The 13,977-nt window shown below is 65.9% G+C and carries 15 protein-coding genes and 2 tRNA genes; 12 read left to right on the top strand and 5 right to left on the bottom strand.

The features are described 5' to 3' along the window. Nucleotides 1-17: 17 nt before the first annotated feature. The 7 genes from ACTIEY_RS12310 to ACTIEY_RS12280 all read left to right on the top strand — a co-directional run bounded on the left by ACTIEY_RS12310 (nucleotide 18) and on the right by ACTIEY_RS12280 (nucleotide 6,198). Nucleotides 18-914, top strand: a complete 897-nt coding sequence (locus ACTIEY_RS12310) for an alpha/beta fold hydrolase (RefSeq protein WP_439519386.1) — start codon at nucleotides 18-20, stop codon at nucleotides 912-914. After that, complete coding sequence (locus ACTIEY_RS12305) at nucleotides 911-2,002, top strand: tartrate dehydrogenase (RefSeq protein WP_439519385.1); 1,092 nt, start codon at nucleotides 911-913, stop codon at nucleotides 2,000-2,002. The genes ACTIEY_RS12310 and ACTIEY_RS12305 overlap by 4 nt, the downstream gene beginning before the upstream one ends. 287 nt (nucleotides 2,003-2,289) lie before the next feature. Next, nucleotides 2,290-2,562, top strand: coding sequence for an HU family DNA-binding protein (locus ACTIEY_RS12300; protein WP_066158910.1), 273 nt, complete (start codon nucleotides 2,290-2,292; stop codon nucleotides 2,560-2,562). A gap of 23 nt (nucleotides 2,563-2,585) precedes the next feature. Further along, nucleotides 2,586-2,661, top strand: a tRNA-Val gene (locus tag ACTIEY_RS12295). Nucleotides 2,662-2,753: 92 nt separating this feature from the next. Further along, nucleotides 2,754-4,676 carry a SurA N-terminal domain-containing protein gene (locus ACTIEY_RS12290; protein WP_439519384.1) on the top strand — a complete coding sequence of 641 codons (1,923 nt, stop codon included), beginning with the start codon at nucleotides 2,754-2,756 and terminating at the stop codon, nucleotides 4,674-4,676. 42 nt (nucleotides 4,677-4,718) lie between these two features. Then, nucleotides 4,719-4,794, top strand: a tRNA-His gene (locus ACTIEY_RS12285). A 72-nt stretch (nucleotides 4,795-4,866) separates the two neighbouring features. Continuing rightward, nucleotides 4,867-6,198 (top strand): DUF2254 domain-containing protein, encoded by a 1,332-nt coding sequence (locus ACTIEY_RS12280; protein ID WP_439519383.1) that lies wholly within the window; start codon nucleotides 4,867-4,869, stop codon nucleotides 6,196-6,198. Nucleotides 6,199-6,212: 14 nt separating this feature from the next. On the opposite strand, the gene ACTIEY_RS12275 is transcribed toward ACTIEY_RS12280, so the two are convergent. Continuing rightward, nucleotides 6,213-6,431, bottom strand: a complete 219-nt coding sequence (locus tag ACTIEY_RS12275) for a hypothetical protein (protein WP_439519382.1) — start codon at nucleotides 6,429-6,431, stop codon at nucleotides 6,213-6,215. A 29-nt stretch (nucleotides 6,432-6,460) separates the two neighbouring features. Beyond that, nucleotides 6,461-6,931, bottom strand: coding sequence for a hypothetical protein (locus ACTIEY_RS12270; RefSeq protein WP_439519381.1), 471 nt, complete (start codon nucleotides 6,929-6,931; stop codon nucleotides 6,461-6,463). A 12-nt stretch (nucleotides 6,932-6,943) separates the two neighbouring features. On the opposite strand from ACTIEY_RS12270, the gene ACTIEY_RS12265 reads away from it, so the two are divergent. Next, nucleotides 6,944-8,050 (top strand): PQQ-dependent sugar dehydrogenase, encoded by a 1,107-nt coding sequence (locus ACTIEY_RS12265; protein ID WP_439519380.1) that lies wholly within the window; start codon nucleotides 6,944-6,946, stop codon nucleotides 8,048-8,050. A 21-nt stretch (nucleotides 8,051-8,071) separates the two neighbouring features. Here ACTIEY_RS12265 and ACTIEY_RS12260 read toward each other — a convergent pair whose 3' ends face one another. After that, the gene (locus tag ACTIEY_RS12260) at nucleotides 8,072-10,273 is read right to left on the bottom strand and encodes an SLC26A/SulP transporter family protein (protein ID WP_439519379.1); all 2,202 of its coding nucleotides are present in this window, start codon (nucleotides 10,271-10,273) and stop codon (nucleotides 8,072-8,074) included. Nucleotides 10,274-10,394: 121 nt separating this feature from the next. On the opposite strand from ACTIEY_RS12260, the gene ACTIEY_RS12255 reads away from it, so the two are divergent. The 3 genes from ACTIEY_RS12255 to ACTIEY_RS12245 are packed head-to-tail and all read left to right on the top strand — an operon-like array spanning nucleotide 10,395 to nucleotide 11,996. Further along, a complete protein-coding gene (locus tag ACTIEY_RS12255) occupies nucleotides 10,395-10,754 on the top strand; it encodes a hypothetical protein (protein ID WP_439519378.1) in 360 nt (119 codons plus the stop codon). A 40-nt stretch (nucleotides 10,755-10,794) separates the two neighbouring features. Then, nucleotides 10,795-11,568 (top strand): alpha/beta hydrolase, encoded by a 774-nt coding sequence (locus tag ACTIEY_RS12250; protein ID WP_439519377.1) that lies wholly within the window; start codon nucleotides 10,795-10,797, stop codon nucleotides 11,566-11,568. Further along, complete coding sequence (locus ACTIEY_RS12245; protein WP_439519376.1) at nucleotides 11,565-11,996, top strand: VOC family protein; 432 nt, start codon at nucleotides 11,565-11,567, stop codon at nucleotides 11,994-11,996. Before ACTIEY_RS12250 ends, ACTIEY_RS12245 begins: the two co-directional genes overlap by 4 nt. Here ACTIEY_RS12245 and ACTIEY_RS12240 read toward each other — a convergent pair. After that, nucleotides 11,993-12,286 carry a DUF1330 domain-containing protein gene (locus tag ACTIEY_RS12240; RefSeq protein WP_439519375.1) on the bottom strand — a complete coding sequence of 98 codons (294 nt, stop codon included), beginning with the start codon at nucleotides 12,284-12,286 and terminating at the stop codon, nucleotides 11,993-11,995. The genes ACTIEY_RS12245 and ACTIEY_RS12240 overlap by 4 nt on opposite strands. Nucleotides 12,287-12,405: 119 nt before the next feature. On the opposite strand from ACTIEY_RS12240, the gene ACTIEY_RS12235 reads away from it, so the two are divergent. Then, on the top strand, nucleotides 12,406-12,672 hold the full coding sequence (locus ACTIEY_RS12235; protein ID WP_439519374.1) for a DUF2164 domain-containing protein: 267 nt from the start codon (nucleotides 12,406-12,408) through the stop codon (nucleotides 12,670-12,672). Nucleotides 12,673-12,703: 31 nt separating this feature from the next. On the opposite strand, the gene ACTIEY_RS12230 is transcribed toward ACTIEY_RS12235, so the two are convergent. Then, nucleotides 12,704-13,972, bottom strand: a complete 1,269-nt coding sequence (locus tag ACTIEY_RS12230; protein WP_439519449.1) for an FCSD flavin-binding domain-containing protein — start codon at nucleotides 13,970-13,972, stop codon at nucleotides 12,704-12,706. Between the last annotated feature and the right edge of the window lie 5 nt (nucleotides 13,973-13,977).

Genomic DNA, 13,977 nt, shown 5'->3' with positions numbered 1-13,977 from the left:
AGGCTATGCTGGAGACCATGTTGACCGGATTGGATTCCCACACCGTGTGTCGCGATGGCGTTGCCCTGCACACGCGCATCGGTGGCAGCGGGCCGCCGCTCTTGCTGCTGCACGGACACCCTCAGACCATGGTCATGTGGCACCGCGTTGCCCCCGTGCTGGCGGAGCATTTCACGCTGGTGCTGATGGATCTGCGCGGTTACGGCGACTCCGCCCGGCCTTCGCCCGATGCCGCCCATGTGCTGCACAGCAAACGAGAGATGGCGCGCGATGCGATGGCCGTCATGGCGCATCACGGCTTTGAACGCTTCGATGTGCTCGCCCATGATCGTGGTGCGCGCGTGGCGCATCGGCTCTGCCAGGACCATCCGGCTGCGGTGCGCCGTCTGATGCTGCTCGACATTGCGCCCACGCTCGCCATGTACGAACTGACTGGAGACGCGTTCGCGCGGGCGTACTGGCACTGGTTCTTCCTGATCCAGCCCCCGCCGCTGCCCGAGGCATTGATCGAATCCGATCCCGCCCGCTACGTGCGCAGCGTGATGGGCAGCCGCCATGCGGGGCTCTCGCCATTTGATGCGGCTGCGCTGGGGGAATATGAGCGCTGCGCAGCGCTGCCCGGGAGCGCGTCATCGATCTGCGAAGACTACCGGGCCAGCGCCACCGTCGACCTGGAGCACGACCGGGCAGACGTCGCGGCCGGGCGCATGCTGCACACCCCATTGCGCGTGCTCTGGGGCGAGCACGGCACGGTGGCCCGCTGTTTTGACGTGCTTTCCCTGTGGCGCGAGCGCGCCGCCAGGGTGAGCGGACACAGCCTGCCTTGTGGCCACTACATCGCAGAAGAGGCGCCTGAGCGCCTCACCCAGGAAGCCCTTTCCTTTTTTCAACCGCTTGCCCAGGAGCAACCATGAGTGCACACCGCATCGCCGTCATTGCCGGAGACGGCATCGGAACCGAAGTCATGCCCGAAGGCCTTCGCGTGCTGGAGGCCATCGCCACGAAACTCGGCATCGGCCTGCAGTTCGATCACTTCGATTTTTCCAGTTGCGATTACTTCGAGCGTCACGGCAAGATGCTGCCCGACGACTGGAAGGAACAGATCGGCGGCCACGACGCGATCTATTTTGGTGCGGTGGGCTGGCCCGACAAGGTTCCGGACCACGTGTCTCTCTGGGGCTCGTTGCTGATGTTTCGCCGCGAGTTCGACCAGTACGTCAACATCCGGCCCGCCAGGCTGATGCCGGGTGTGACGGCGCCCGTGGTGCGGCGCGACGGCAGCCCTCGCGCGCCGGGTGAGATCGACATGGTCATCGTGCGCGAGAACACCGAGGGTGAGTACTCCAGTGTGGGCGGTCGCATGTACGCCGGGACCGAGCGCGAGATCGTGATCCAGGAAACCGTCATGTCCCGGGTGGGCGTGGACCGGGTGTTGCGCTACGCGTTTGAGATGGCACGGTCGCGCCCCAAGAAGCACCTGACCAGTGCGACGAAGTCCAACGGCATCGCCATCACCATGCCCTACTGGGATGAGCGAGTCGCCGAAATGGCCACAGAGTATCCCGACGTGAAGGTGGACAAGTTCCACATCGACATCCTGACCGCGCACTTCGTGCAGCGGCCGGACTTCTTCGATGTGGTGGTGGGCAGCAACCTGTTTGGCGACATCCTGAGCGACCTGGGGCCTGCGTGCACCGGCACCATCGGCATTGCGCCCAGCGCCAACCTCAACCCCACGCGACAACATCCTTCGCTGTTCGAGCCGGTGCACGGTTCGGCGCCCGACATCGCGGGCAAGGGCATTGCCAACCCGATCGGACAGATCTGGTGCGGCGCGATGATGCTCGACTTCCTCGGTCATCGCGATGCGCACGACGCGATCATGCATGCCATCGAGGCGGTGTTGCAGCCTGGAAGCGGCGCACCGCGGACGGCCGATCTTGGCGGCAAGGCCAGCACCATCGACGTCGGCCGTGCCATTGCCGAGGTCATCGCTTCGTAATGCCTGGCGTGCAGCCGGGCGTCGCGATTGCGACATTTTGTAGCCCGCGGTGGGGGTGGAGTTGAAAGCGTCTAGAATCTCGCCTCTTGCGCCGCCACGGATGGAAAGGGCCCCCTCACGTATTGACAGGGGTCGTGCCCAGTGGGTCTAATCACCCAGCGTTTGTCATGATTCTGGCAACGTCCTGCGGTTCAGAGCGATCAGGTTTTTTGCCCGCGGCCCGCCCGCCGTCTCCGGAAAAAACCCGTCATCACGAAACATTCTTTCCATTTCAAGAGGGGCTATTTGTGAATAAAACAGAACTCGTCGAACACATCGCCAAGCACGCTGATATCTCGAAGGCTGCTGCGACGCGTGCGCTGGATTCCACCATCACCGCGATTCGCACCACGTTGAAGAAGGGCGGCACGGTGTCGCTCGTCGGGTTCGGTTCCTTTGCCGTGACCAAGCGCCCCGCTCGCAAGGGCCGCAACCCCCGCACCGGCGCCGAGATTAAAATCAAGGCCGCCAAAGTGCCGAAGTTCCGCCCGGGCAAGGCACTCAAGGATGCGCTGAACTGAATGATCACGCCGGTTTTCCGGTGGGGTGCTTAGCTCAGTCGGTAGAGCGGCGCCCTTACAAGGCGTAGGTCGGCGGTTCGACCCCGTCAGCACCCACCACCATCGAAAAGGCGAACCCGGGTTCGCCTTTTTTGTTGTCTCCGCCGGCACCTCTCCAGGGCGCCGGTTTTTGATGAAGCAGGGCTCAAGGCATGTTCGATACCATCCGCAATCACAAGAAGTACCTCATGGGCTTCTTGATGATCCTGATCATTCCGTCCTTCGTGTTGTTCGGCATCGAGGGTTACACCCGCCTCAACGAAGGTGGTGCCGTGGTGGCCACGGTGGACGGCAAGGACATCACCAAGACCGAATGGGACATGGCCCACCAGCAGGAGTCGCAACGGCTGCGCCAGGCCATGCCTTCGATCGATGCCGCCATGCTCGACAGCGAAGGCGCGCGTTATGCCACGCTGGAACGCCTGGTGCGTGAGCGTCTGCTGGCCGCCGCCGCCGGCAAGCTTCACCTCTACACCAGCAACGAACGGCTGGCTCGCGAGCTGCAGCAGAACGAGACGATCGCCACCCTGCGCCGCCCTGATGGCACGCTCGACGTCGAGGCCTACCGCCAGTTGCTGGCGCGCCAGGGCCTCACGCCTGAAGCTTTCGAAGCGAGCGTTCGCGCCGATCTGTCGCAACGCCAGGTGTCAATGGGCATCCTTGCTTCCGGCTTCACGCCGCTGGCGCAGGCCAATGTGTCGCTCAACGCATTCTTCGAGCGACGCGAAGTACGTCTTGCCCGGTTTGCTGCTCGTGACTTCGCTTCTCAGGTCAAGCCGACCGATGCCGAGATCGAAGCTTTCTACAGCGCGAACGGCGCGATGTTCCAGGCACCCGAACAGGCCGACATCGAATACCTCGTGCTCGACGCAGCAGCCCTGCAGAAAGCCACAGCCCTCAATGAGGCGGACGTGCGCGCCTATTACGACCAGAACGCAGGGCGGCTGGCGGGCACCGAGGAACGGCGCGCGCGGCACATCCTGTTGAGCGTGGCCGCAGGCGCCACGCCGGAACAGAAGGCCGAAGTGCGCCAGCGCGCAGAGGCCCTGCTGGAACAAGTGCGCAAGGCACCGGCCTCCTTTGCCGACGTGGCCAAGGCGCAGTCGCAAGACCCGAGTTCGGCGGCCAACGGTGGTGACCTCGATTTCTTCGCGCGCGGCGCCATGGTCAAGCCCTTCGAAGATGTGGTGTTCTCGCTGAACAAGGGCGACATCTCCGACCTGGTTGAAACCGAATTCGGTTTTCACATCATCCAGCTGAGCGACATCAAGGCGCCGCCCCAGCGGAGCTTCGAGTCCATGCGCGCGGAAATCGAGACCGAGCTGAAGCAGCAGCAGGCGCAGAAGCAATTCGCTGAAGCGGCAGAGACCTTCAGCAACCTGGTGTACGAGCAGGCCGACAGCTTGAAGCCGGCCGCTGAGCGCCTCAAGCTCGAGATCCGCACCGCCAGGGGCGTACAACGGCAGCCGCTGCCGGGCGCCACGGGCGCGCTGGCCAGCGATCGCCTTCTTGGTGCGCTTTTCTCACCCGATGGCATCGAGAAGAAGCGCAACACCGAAGCCATCGAAACGGGTTCCTCGCAGCTCGCCTCGGCGCGCGTCGTGCAGCACATGCCCGCGCGCACGCTTCCGCTGGCGGAGGTGCGTGAACAGGTGCGTGAGCGTCTGGTGGCGCAGCGCGCGACAGAACTGGCGCGCGAGGAGGGCGAGAAGCGCCTGCAGGCGTGGAAGGCCGGTGGCGCAGACACGGGCCTGGGCGCACCGTTGGTGGTCTCTCGTGAAAACCCGCAGGGTTTGATGCAACCCGTGCTCACTGCCGCCCTGAGCACCGATCCCAAATCACTGCCCGCCTGGACCGGCGTGAGCCTGGGCGAGGAGGGCTATGCCGTGGTGAAGGTGGAAAAGGTGCTTGCGCGCGATGCACGCAACGCCCAGCAACTGATGCAGGAAGTGCAGCAGTACAACCAGTGGTGGGCATCCGCCGAGAACGAGGCGTATGTCGAATCGCTCAAGGAGCGCTTCAAGGTGCGCATCCTCGTGCCCGAGCCCGCTGCGGTGAGCACGGCAGCGCGCTGAGCCAGCGGCCTCAATCGATCGGGCTATAATCTCGCACTTGCGGTGGCTGTAGCTCAGTTGGTAGAGTCCAGGATTGTGATTCCTGTTGTCGTGGGTTCGAGTCCCATCAGCCACCCCACCCAGTTCAATGACAAAGCCCGGTTCTCGCCGGGCTTTGTCGCTTCCAGGGCACCCAGATGATCGGGAAGTTTTGAAAGCACTGCTCCTCAAATACTGGGATCGTGTGCGTTCCAGTTTCTGGTTCGTGCCGGCCGCCATGGCGTTAGCCGCCACGGCTCTGGCCCTGGGTGCCGTCGCTCTCGACGAATCCACCACCGAAGACTGGCTGATCGGGTTGGGCTGGAGCTACGGCGGCGGTGCGGAAGGCGCCAGTCTCCTGCTGGGCACGGTGGCCGGTTCGATGATCGCAATTGCCGGCACCGTCTTCTCGATGACGCTGGTGGTGCTGTCGCTGGCGTCCTCGCAACTGGGCCCCCGGCTTCTGCGCAATTTCATGCGAGACACGATCAACCAGGTCGTGCTGGGCACGTTCGTGGCCACCTTCGTTTACTGCCTGCTGGTGTTGCGCACCATCCGTCGCGCTGACGAGACGGCCTTCGTGCCGCATCTCGCGGTGGGTATCGGCGTGCTGCTGGCCATGGTGAGCATGGGCGTGCTCATCTACTTCATCCACCATGTGTCGGTGTCGATTCAGGCCGACGAAGTGGTGGCGCGCGTGGGTACGGAGATCGACGAAGGCATCGACCACTTGTTTCCCGGCCCGCTGGGCAGGCCCGCGCCCGAATCGTCGAGCGCAACGCCAGAGGCGGGCCTGCCACAAGACTTCGATCACCAGGCTCGCGCGGTCGGTTCGGCCGTTGACGGGTACCTCCAGCTCATCGATGCGGATGCGCTGATGACGCTCGCCTGTGAGGAGGACCTGCAGCTCAGGCTGGAGCGCCGACCCGGCCATTACCTCGTGTGGGGACGGGCGATGGTGATGGTCTGGCCGGGCGATCGGGTCAACGACGCGCTGGCCGAGAAGGTGCGCACTGCGTTCGTGGTGGGCAACCAGCGAACGTCGACGCAGGATGTGGAGTTCTCGTTTCTGCAGCTGGTGGAGATCGCCGTGCGCGCCCTGTCTCCAGGCATCAACGACCCCTTCACCGCCATTGCCTGTGTGGATCGCCTCGGTTCGGCGCTTTGCCGCCTGGCACAGCGCGACTTGCCTTCACCCCACCGGCTCGATGCCCAGGGCCGCCTGCGGCTGGTGGCACCAGGGCCCGACTTCCCGGGCATCCTGGATGCGGCGTTCAACCAGATCCGCCAGAACTCGCGCGCCAACCCGGCGGTGTGCATCCGCATGCTGGAGGCCATTGCGCAGGTGGCAAGCCATGTGAGGAACCCCGAAGACATGGCCCGCCTGCAACGCCATGCCGACATGATCGTGTCGGGTGCGCGAGAAGGGGTGCTGGAGGCGAACGATCGCCTCGATGTGGAGGCCAGCTACGGCGAGGCATCCAACGCATGCCGCCGCGCCTGAGCACCTGACGGCTTTCAGCCGCCAATCAGGTCATCCGCATCCAGCGAAGGCGGCCTGACCAGGTCGTCGTCGATGCCCATCACCGCGCTCGCCCGTTCCACGGCCTGCCACAACGGAGGCGGCATTTTCAGGATGTCTTCCGGTGAGTCGGCCCGCGCAATCCAGGCGCTGATGTCGTGGTGCTGCTCGGGTGTGAGCAAGGCCAGGTGCAGCATCTCGTCAATGGTTTTCATCGTGGGGCAGTGGGCTTTGCGGAACAGGGTCAACGGCGCGATGTGAGCCGGGCATAGAGCAGTCCGCCCAGCACCGCGCCACTGGCCATGGCCAGCAGGCCGGGCAGGTGGCGTGTGGCGTCGATGAACACCGGCATGGGGGCCACGGCGTCCACGGCGCGGATGGCCGCCACCATGCCGACGCCCGCCGCCGCGGCCAGCAGCGTCGCCCTGGCTTCAGGCAACCAGCGTGCCAGAAGTGCCGCAAGGGCCAGCGCCGGCAGCCATCCGGCAGCAAGGATGCCGGCGTAGACCGGCGCAAAACCGCCGAGGTCCTGCCAGGTCGTGCGCAGGCGGTCGGTCCAAGGAATCTCCAGGCCCAGCGCGGTCAGGGCGTTCAGGTTCCATTGCGTCTGCACCACGGAACCCCAGAGGGCCGCCAGCAGCAGGGCGAGCAGCAGGGGCATCAGGTGCGACGTCCAGCGGCGACGCGGGCGTTCGATGGCGTTGGTGTCTTTCATAATCGGCAAATTATGTTTTACTTCGCCGCCTTTCTTGCCGTTGCCCTTGCATGCGTGATGCCTGCGCAGGCCGCCAACTACCGGGTCGAGACCGTGGCCAGCGGGCTTGAGCACCCTTGGTCCCTGGCTTTCCTGCCCGGCGGGCGAATGCTGGTCACGGAGCGCCCGGGCCGGCTTCGGCTGATCGAGCCCGGCCCTGATGGCCGTGCGCAACTTCGGCCCGAGCCGGTGGCGGGCGTGCCGCCGGTGCTGGCCCGCGGCCAGGCCGGTCTGTTCGATGTGGTGGTGGACCCTGCTTTTGACACCAATGGCCGGGTGCTGCTGTCGTTTGCGCACGGAACGCCGGAGGCGAACCACCTGCGCGTGGTGAGCGCACGGTTCGATGGCCGGCAGTTGCAGCAGGTCAAGCCCATCTTCACTTCGGAACCGGCCAAGACCGACACCCAGCACTTCGGTGGCCGCATGGCCTGGCTGCCGGACGGCAGCGTGCTGTTCGGCATGGGCGACGGCAACCTTGAACGCACGGACGCGCAGCGGCTTCATACGCACCTGGGCAAGATGATGCGCATCGGGGCCGACGGGAGCGTCCCGAATGACAACCCGTTTCTGGCGCGCAAGGACGCGCGACCCGAGATCTACAGCCAGGGGCACCGCAATCCGCAGGGCATGGTGGTGGTGAACGGCGTGGCCTACTCGCACGAGCACGGCTCCCGCGGCGGCGACGAACTCAACCGCATCGAACCCGGGGCCAACTACGGCTGGCCCGTCACCACCGGCGGGATCGACTACACCTACGCGCGCATCACGCCGTATCAACGCCTGCCGGGCATCCAGCCCCCCCTGGTGGAATGGACGCCCTCCATTGCACCAGCCGGGCTCACCTGGTATGACGGTGCGCTGTTTCCGGCGTGGCGCGGGAGCCTGTTCGTGGCAGCGCTCAAGGAGCGCAGCGTGCGCCGCGTCCCGCTGTCGGGCGGCGCGCCCGGGCCGCAGGCGGTGTTGTTTCTGGAACTCGGCGAACGCATCCGCGATGTGCGCGCCGGACCCGACGGTGCCCTCTACCTGCTCACCGACAGCCCCAGTGGACGGCTCTTGCGCGTGGTGCCGGCAGCGCCCTAGCCACCGCGGCGCGCTGGGTGCTCAACGCTGCAGCGCATCCACCGTGTCGGTGAGACGCAGCGTGCGCTGTGCCAGCAGGCGCAGCAGCAGGCTGCCGAGCGTTCGCGCCAGCAGCGGATCGTCAGCGGTCAACCGCTCCCAGGTCGCTCGGTCCAGCACCCGCACGCGGCTGTCGACATCGGCGATCACATCGGCGCTGCGCTGGCGGTCCAGCACGAAACCGATCTCTCCGATCAGCGCGCCGGCGCACATCGATTCCAGCCGAAGTGGTGGCTGATCGGCCCCTCGCGTGAGGCAGGCCGTCAGCCGCCCGGCCTCGACGATGAACAGCGCGTCGGGCGCATCGCCCTGGCGCAGCAGCGTCTCGCCTGCGTTGAGGGCTCGGGGGGTGGTGTGCAGGAGCAGGGCGTCGACCGCCACGGCATCTGGCAGCACCGCCAGCAGTTGCTCGCGCAGAGACGCCATGGCGGCGTCTGGTGGTGCGGTGTGGCCAGCCTCCGCTTCAAGGAGCAGGCGCTCCTCACACCATTCGATGGCGTGATCGAGGTCCGGGAAGATCGGCAGCGGCGGCCCATCTGTCGCCTGCTTCCAGGGCCGCTCCAGCTGCGGGCTCAATCCCGCCAGCACCAGCTCGGCGCCCAGCAGCTCCGCGCGGCGGCGGAGCTTGGTGAAACAGGTCAGCGCGGTCGAGTCGAGTCCGGACACGTGCTCGAAATCGAGCAGCACGAACCGGGTGCGCGGTGTGAGCTGGCTCCCCAGGCGGTCGACCAGCGCGCTGGCGCTGCCGAAGAAGACGAAGCCTTGAAGCTTGAAGACCCGCAGCCGATGGGCTTGCTGCTGCAGCAGCAGGCGTTGACGCTCGCCGCGCTGCACGCGGCTGTGGGCGCTGCGGCCGTCCAGCGCATGCCGCACGACGTTGATGCGGCTGTAGTTGACGACGAACAGCACCGTGGCGGCCAGCAGGCCGAATGCGATGCCCCACAGGAAGTTGGTGGCGACGATGACCGCAAAGATGGCCAGCATGGCCGCATAGTCGCCGCGCGCCATGCCTCGCCGGGCCTGCAGCAGCCATTCCTGCAGCAGCGCCAGCCCGATGCACACCAGCAGGCCACCCACGACGAAGCGCGGCACGGCGGCGATGGCCGCGGCGCCGAGCAACGCGGTGGCCAGCAGCATCAGGGCGGGCAGCAGGCCAGGCAGGCGGCGCGCAGGAGCCAGCGCATGGCCGATGCTGGTGACGCTGATGGCGGTGTAGCCGATCAGGCCGCCAGCGCAAGCGCACGCGATGTTCGCCATGCCCTGCACGCGCAGCTCATGGTCGGTCGGCAGGTCGCGCTGGATCACGAGTTCGAGTGCGCTGGTGCTCAGCATCAGCGCCAGCGCACCGATGAGGATCGCGGGCGCGGTCGTGGGCAGCGCTGCCATCAGCACACCCCAGTCCACGGTGGCCAGCGTGTGCGGAGCCAGCGGCATGTGCCATTGCAGTTGCTCCGGGAACGGCCCAAGCAACCAGCCGGCCTCTGCCAGCTGCGAGGCCGAGCGATCAAAGCCGAAGCCCATGACGGCGTAGAAGAGCAACGTGGCCAGCACGCTGATCGCAACCAGCAGCGCCCCGTGGCGACCGACCTGCACAGCCATCAGCATCACGGCGCCCAGCACCAGCGCCGGCAGCCAGCGAAAGGCAGCGCCAGGCTCCAGCAGCGACCACCCGAAGCTGGCCTGCGCGGCCACGCCGATTCCGCCGACCACCAGCAGCCATCCCGTGCCGGCCAGGAAGCCGCCGATCACCGGCATCGGCAGGTAGCGCACCAGGGTGCCCAGGCCGAAACTGCCGAGCAGCAGGCACAGGCCGCCGAAGGCGAGGGTCGCCAGCAGCAGCAGGGTCGACACCGTCGCGGCGAGCACATCGGGCGCTGCGGCCGGCATGGCCGCAGCGGCTGCGGCCGCGCCGAGCGCGAGGATCACGCCCGACCCGTCCTGCGTCGTACCGATGGTTCCACCCCAGGCCGCAAAGAGGCTGATGACCGCCACCAGCAGTGCCACGCCCACGAGGATGCCGCCCAGGGCCTGCGGCAGCAGCGTCGCCAGCGGTCCCGCATACACCATGGCCGCGATCGACAGCGTCATGATGCCCACGAGCAGGTAGAGGATGAGGGCAGCGGCGAAACTGCCGAGCAGCTGGCGTGGCGCGAGTTCTGCGGCCAGCAGAGGGGTGAGCGGCATGGCGGGCAAGCTTGAGCCCGCTCGAAGAGGCCGGCCGCTGCGATGGAAGTGGAATTGCGCCGGATCGTACACTGCACTCCGCCAAAGCCCAGGATTTCGCTGACACCCACTTGGAGGAATCATGAAGAAGTTTTTTGCTGCGCTGATGCTCTTGTCCGCCGCCATGCTCGCCCACGCAGCGGAGTTCCCCGAGGGAGCCACGGCACCCACATCCGCCGAACTTCGGCAGTTTCTGGAAGGCAAGGTGTTCACCTCGAAATACGCCAACGGGGTCGGCTTGCGCTACGACTTCAAGTCCAACGGCTACATCTTCGTGAACGTCACCACCGGCGCGAACCTGAGTGGAAAGTGGTCGGTCAAGGATGGTCAGCTCTGCACGGACATCCAAGGCACGGCCACTTGCAACGACGTGCGAATGGCCAACAACATCCTGGTTCTGAAGCGCATCAACGGCGAGATCGTTGCGTTCAATCCCGCGTGAGTGCTGCGCCATGCGACCTTTCTCCAGATTCCTCGCACTGGTGCTGACTGTTTTCCTGCTCGCGGGCTGCGGCGGTGGTGGCGGAGACGGTGACGCGCCCGCCAGGGAGGGAAGCCTTGAGTCCCGGATCATCCGGTCGAGCGCGACCCGGACCGACTACCCGCTCAACATTTACCTGCCGCCCGCCAGCGCCGGGCCTCTCAGTGGCCTGCCCGTGCTCTATGTGCTCGACGGCGAGAGCTGGTTCGACACCCTCGTGGGCATGGCGGAGTCCACACGTCAGCGCGTGATCATTGTCGGCATCGGCACGGCAGGTCAACGCGCGCGGGACTTCGTTCCCGGCAACAGCTGCACGCCCAACGGCGGGGGCAACGCCGCGTACTTCAATTTCATTCGCCAGGAACTGATTCCCTACGTGGAAGGCAACTTCGGGGGCGACCCTGACCAGCGTGCGTTGTTCGGCCACTCGCACGGCGGCAGTTTCGTGCTGTATGCGATGTTCTCCCAAACGCCTGGCCAGCACTCCTTCAAGGCCTACCTGGCGAGCGAATCTTCGATCAGTTGCATGTCGACCACCGCGTTCGCCTGGGAGCGGGATTACGCGGCTGCTCAGAGCGCGTTGCCCGTGCGGCTGCATCTCTCGTACGCCAGCCAGGGCAACTACACATCCAACCTCGACTACGCCGCTGCGATCACGCAGCGCAACTACGCCCATCTGGTGTTCGTGGGTCGTTCCTATTCCGGCACCCACAATGGCATCGTTCCGCAGGTGCTGACGGACGCACTGGGGTTCGCATTCGTGGGTGGCCCATGACAACGGAGCCTCCATTTTCTGTCGAGCGCATCGACCATCTGGTCTTCCGCGTTCGCGATCTGGACGTCAGCGTTGCGTTCTACGAAGCCGTGCTGGGTTGCCAGGTTGCACGGCGCAGACCCGATCTGGGCCTGGTCCACATCCGCGCGGGTGCTTCGATGGTCGACCTGGTGGCGATCGATGGCACGCTGGGGCGCGCGGGTGGCGCCGGGCCCGCTGCAGAAGGTCGCAACGTCGACCACCTTTGCCTGCGCGTGGAGCCGTTCGACGAAGAGGCCATCGTCCGGCATCTCGCCACTCATGGCGTTGTGCCCCGGGGCGCAGCCTCGACGAACTTCGGGGCTGAAGGCGATGGGCTTTCGCTCTACTTCACCGACCCCGACGGCAATGTGATCGAACTCAAAGGTCCGGCGAGCTTGAGCGGTTAGGCCACGCCTTCGACGATGCGGATGTCGCGGTCGGCACCATTCCCCAGCGCATCCAGCGCCGCGTGGTACTCGGGGGTGTCGTGCGCCGCAATCGCCTGCGCCACGCTGTCGAACTCGATCAGCACCGCACGCTGCTGCACGCCGGCCTCGTACACCTGCGCCGGCATGCCGCGCGCCAGGAAACGCCCGCCTGCCGCCTGCAGCGCGGGGCCGGCAAGCTTGGCGTATTCGGCCAGGGCGGCCGGGTCGCTGACGGAACGGTAGGTGGAGATCCAGTAGGCCTTGGGCATGTTGATTCCTGATTGTGGATGGGAGATGGATACAGCGAAGCCGCCGAGTTTGCCTCAGGCGTGCCGCTCGCGCCGAAGCTATAGTGATTTTCACTTTCACATCCTGAGGTCTGATCACGATGACCATCGAACTCACCAAGGAAGACCGAGCCCAGGCGATCGCCTCGATCGAGCGCTACTTCCGCGAAAACATGGAAGAGAAGATCGGCAACGTCGCCGCCAGCGGCCTGCTGGGCTTCGTCCTCGAAGAAATCGGACCGAGCATCTACAACAAGGGTGTCGCCGATGCGCAGGAACGCATCCAGGCCAGGGTCTCTGACCTGGATTTCGAGGTGCACGAAGAGGAGTTTTCTTACTGGCGAAAGTTCGACAAACAGCGTCGGTGAGTGCGAACCCATGGGGATGGGCCGACGCGTTTCACAGCAACGCGTCGGCCCAGATGTTTTTCGCCCAGGATCTCGCGTACTGGCCCTCGAGTGCATTGGCCGTGGGCGTGAGGCCCCCAGCGCCCTGCACCGGCACCAGCGTCTTCTGCTCGGCGTTCCATTTGTGCACCGAGGCCACGTGCACCACATCGGTGTCGCTCACGAAGCTGTAGCAGGTGTTGGCAATGATGGGTTCGGGGTTCACCGCGCGTCCCTGGATGAGCGCTATGACCGCGTCGGCCGCCACCTTGCCGTGGTTGTTGGCCATGAAGCCGGACTTGGGCATGCCGGGCGCAGACGCCGTGGCGTCGCCCAGCACATGGATGCCCGGAACGGCCTGAGATTCGAAGCTCTGGAAGTTCACGCCCACCCAGCGCCCCGTGGGTTGCACGAGGCCAGCCGTGCGCGCGATGCGGCCGGCCTGCTGGGGCGGCACCACGTTGAGCACACCGGCCTTGATCGTCTCGAAGCTGGTCTCGATGCTCAGCGTGGCGGCGTCCACGCGCACCAGTTCGCTGTTGGGCCGGTAGTCGACGATGCCGGGATAGCGGTCCGTCCAGGCTTTGACGAACAGCGCCTTCTTGGAAACGATGTCCGGGTTGGCGTCGAGCACCAGCACCTTGGAGCGCGGCTTGAACTGCTTGAAATACGAGGCGACCTGTGCGGCACGCTCGTAGGGGCCGGGCGGGCAGCGGTACGGGCCCTTGGGAATGTGCAGCGCGTACACGCCACCATCGGGCAGGGCTTCGAGTTGTTTGCGCAGCGCCACGGTCTGCGGGCCCGCCTTCCAGGCATGCAGCACGCGCTGCTGCGCGTCGCTGGTCTGCAGGCCGGGGACCAGGTCGTAGAGAAAGTCCACGCCCGGCGAGAGGATCAGCCGGTCGTATTTCAACGTCTCGCCGCGTGCCAGGCGCAGTTCACGCTTTTCGGCATCGATGGCGGTGGCTTCGTCGCGCACCACGCGCACGCCGTACTTGCTCTGAAGGGTGCCGTAGCCGGTGGTCAGGTTCTCGATCTTCTCGCTGCCGCCCAGCACCAGGTTGCTCAAGGGGCAGGAGACGAAGGCCGCGTCGCGTTCGACCAGCACCACCTCGATCTCGGGCGCCCACTGGCGGATGTACTTGGCGGCAGTGGCACCGCCGAAGCCGCCACCGATCACGACCACGCGGGCCTTGGGTGTGGTGGCGGTGGTGGCGCAGCCGGGCAGGGCCAGGGCCACGGCGGTGCCGCCGGCGGCGGCGAGCAGGCGCCTGCGGTTGATGTGGG

The organism is Hydrogenophaga sp., assembly GCF_051858985.1.
Taxonomy (GTDB): Bacteria; Pseudomonadota; Gammaproteobacteria; order Burkholderiales; family Burkholderiaceae_C; genus Hydrogenophaga.
The sequence above is the reverse complement of the archived record's forward strand: the minus strand, read 5'-3'. Positions and strand labels throughout refer to the sequence as shown.

Coding starts and splice junctions, on each gene's coding strand:
- ACTIEY_RS12275 (WP_439519382.1), bottom strand. CDS start 6,431: ATGAAAACCATTGACGAGATGCTGCACCTGGCCTTGCTCACACCCGAG.
- ACTIEY_RS12305 (WP_439519385.1), top strand. CDS start 911: ATGAGTGCACACCGCATCGCCGTCATTGCCGGAGACGGCATCGGAACC.
- ACTIEY_RS12245 (WP_439519376.1), top strand. CDS start 11,565: ATGACAACGGAGCCTCCATTTTCTGTCGAGCGCATCGACCATCTGGTC.
- ACTIEY_RS12260 (WP_439519379.1), bottom strand. CDS start 10,273: ATGCCGCTCACCCCTCTGCTGGCCGCAGAACTCGCGCCACGCCAGCTG.
- ACTIEY_RS12240 (WP_439519375.1), bottom strand. CDS start 12,286: ATGCCCAAGGCCTACTGGATCTCCACCTACCGTTCCGTCAGCGACCCG.
- ACTIEY_RS12310 (WP_439519386.1), top strand. CDS start 18: ATGTTGACCGGATTGGATTCCCACACCGTGTGTCGCGATGGCGTTGCC.
- ACTIEY_RS12235 (WP_439519374.1), top strand. CDS start 12,406: ATGACCATCGAACTCACCAAGGAAGACCGAGCCCAGGCGATCGCCTCG.
- ACTIEY_RS12265 (WP_439519380.1), top strand. CDS start 6,944: ATGTTTTACTTCGCCGCCTTTCTTGCCGTTGCCCTTGCATGCGTGATG.
- ACTIEY_RS12255 (WP_439519378.1), top strand. CDS start 10,395: ATGAAGAAGTTTTTTGCTGCGCTGATGCTCTTGTCCGCCGCCATGCTC.
- ACTIEY_RS12290 (WP_439519384.1), top strand. CDS start 2,754: ATGTTCGATACCATCCGCAATCACAAGAAGTACCTCATGGGCTTCTTG.
- ACTIEY_RS12270 (WP_439519381.1), bottom strand. CDS start 6,931: ATGAAAGACACCAACGCCATCGAACGCCCGCGTCGCCGCTGGACGTCG.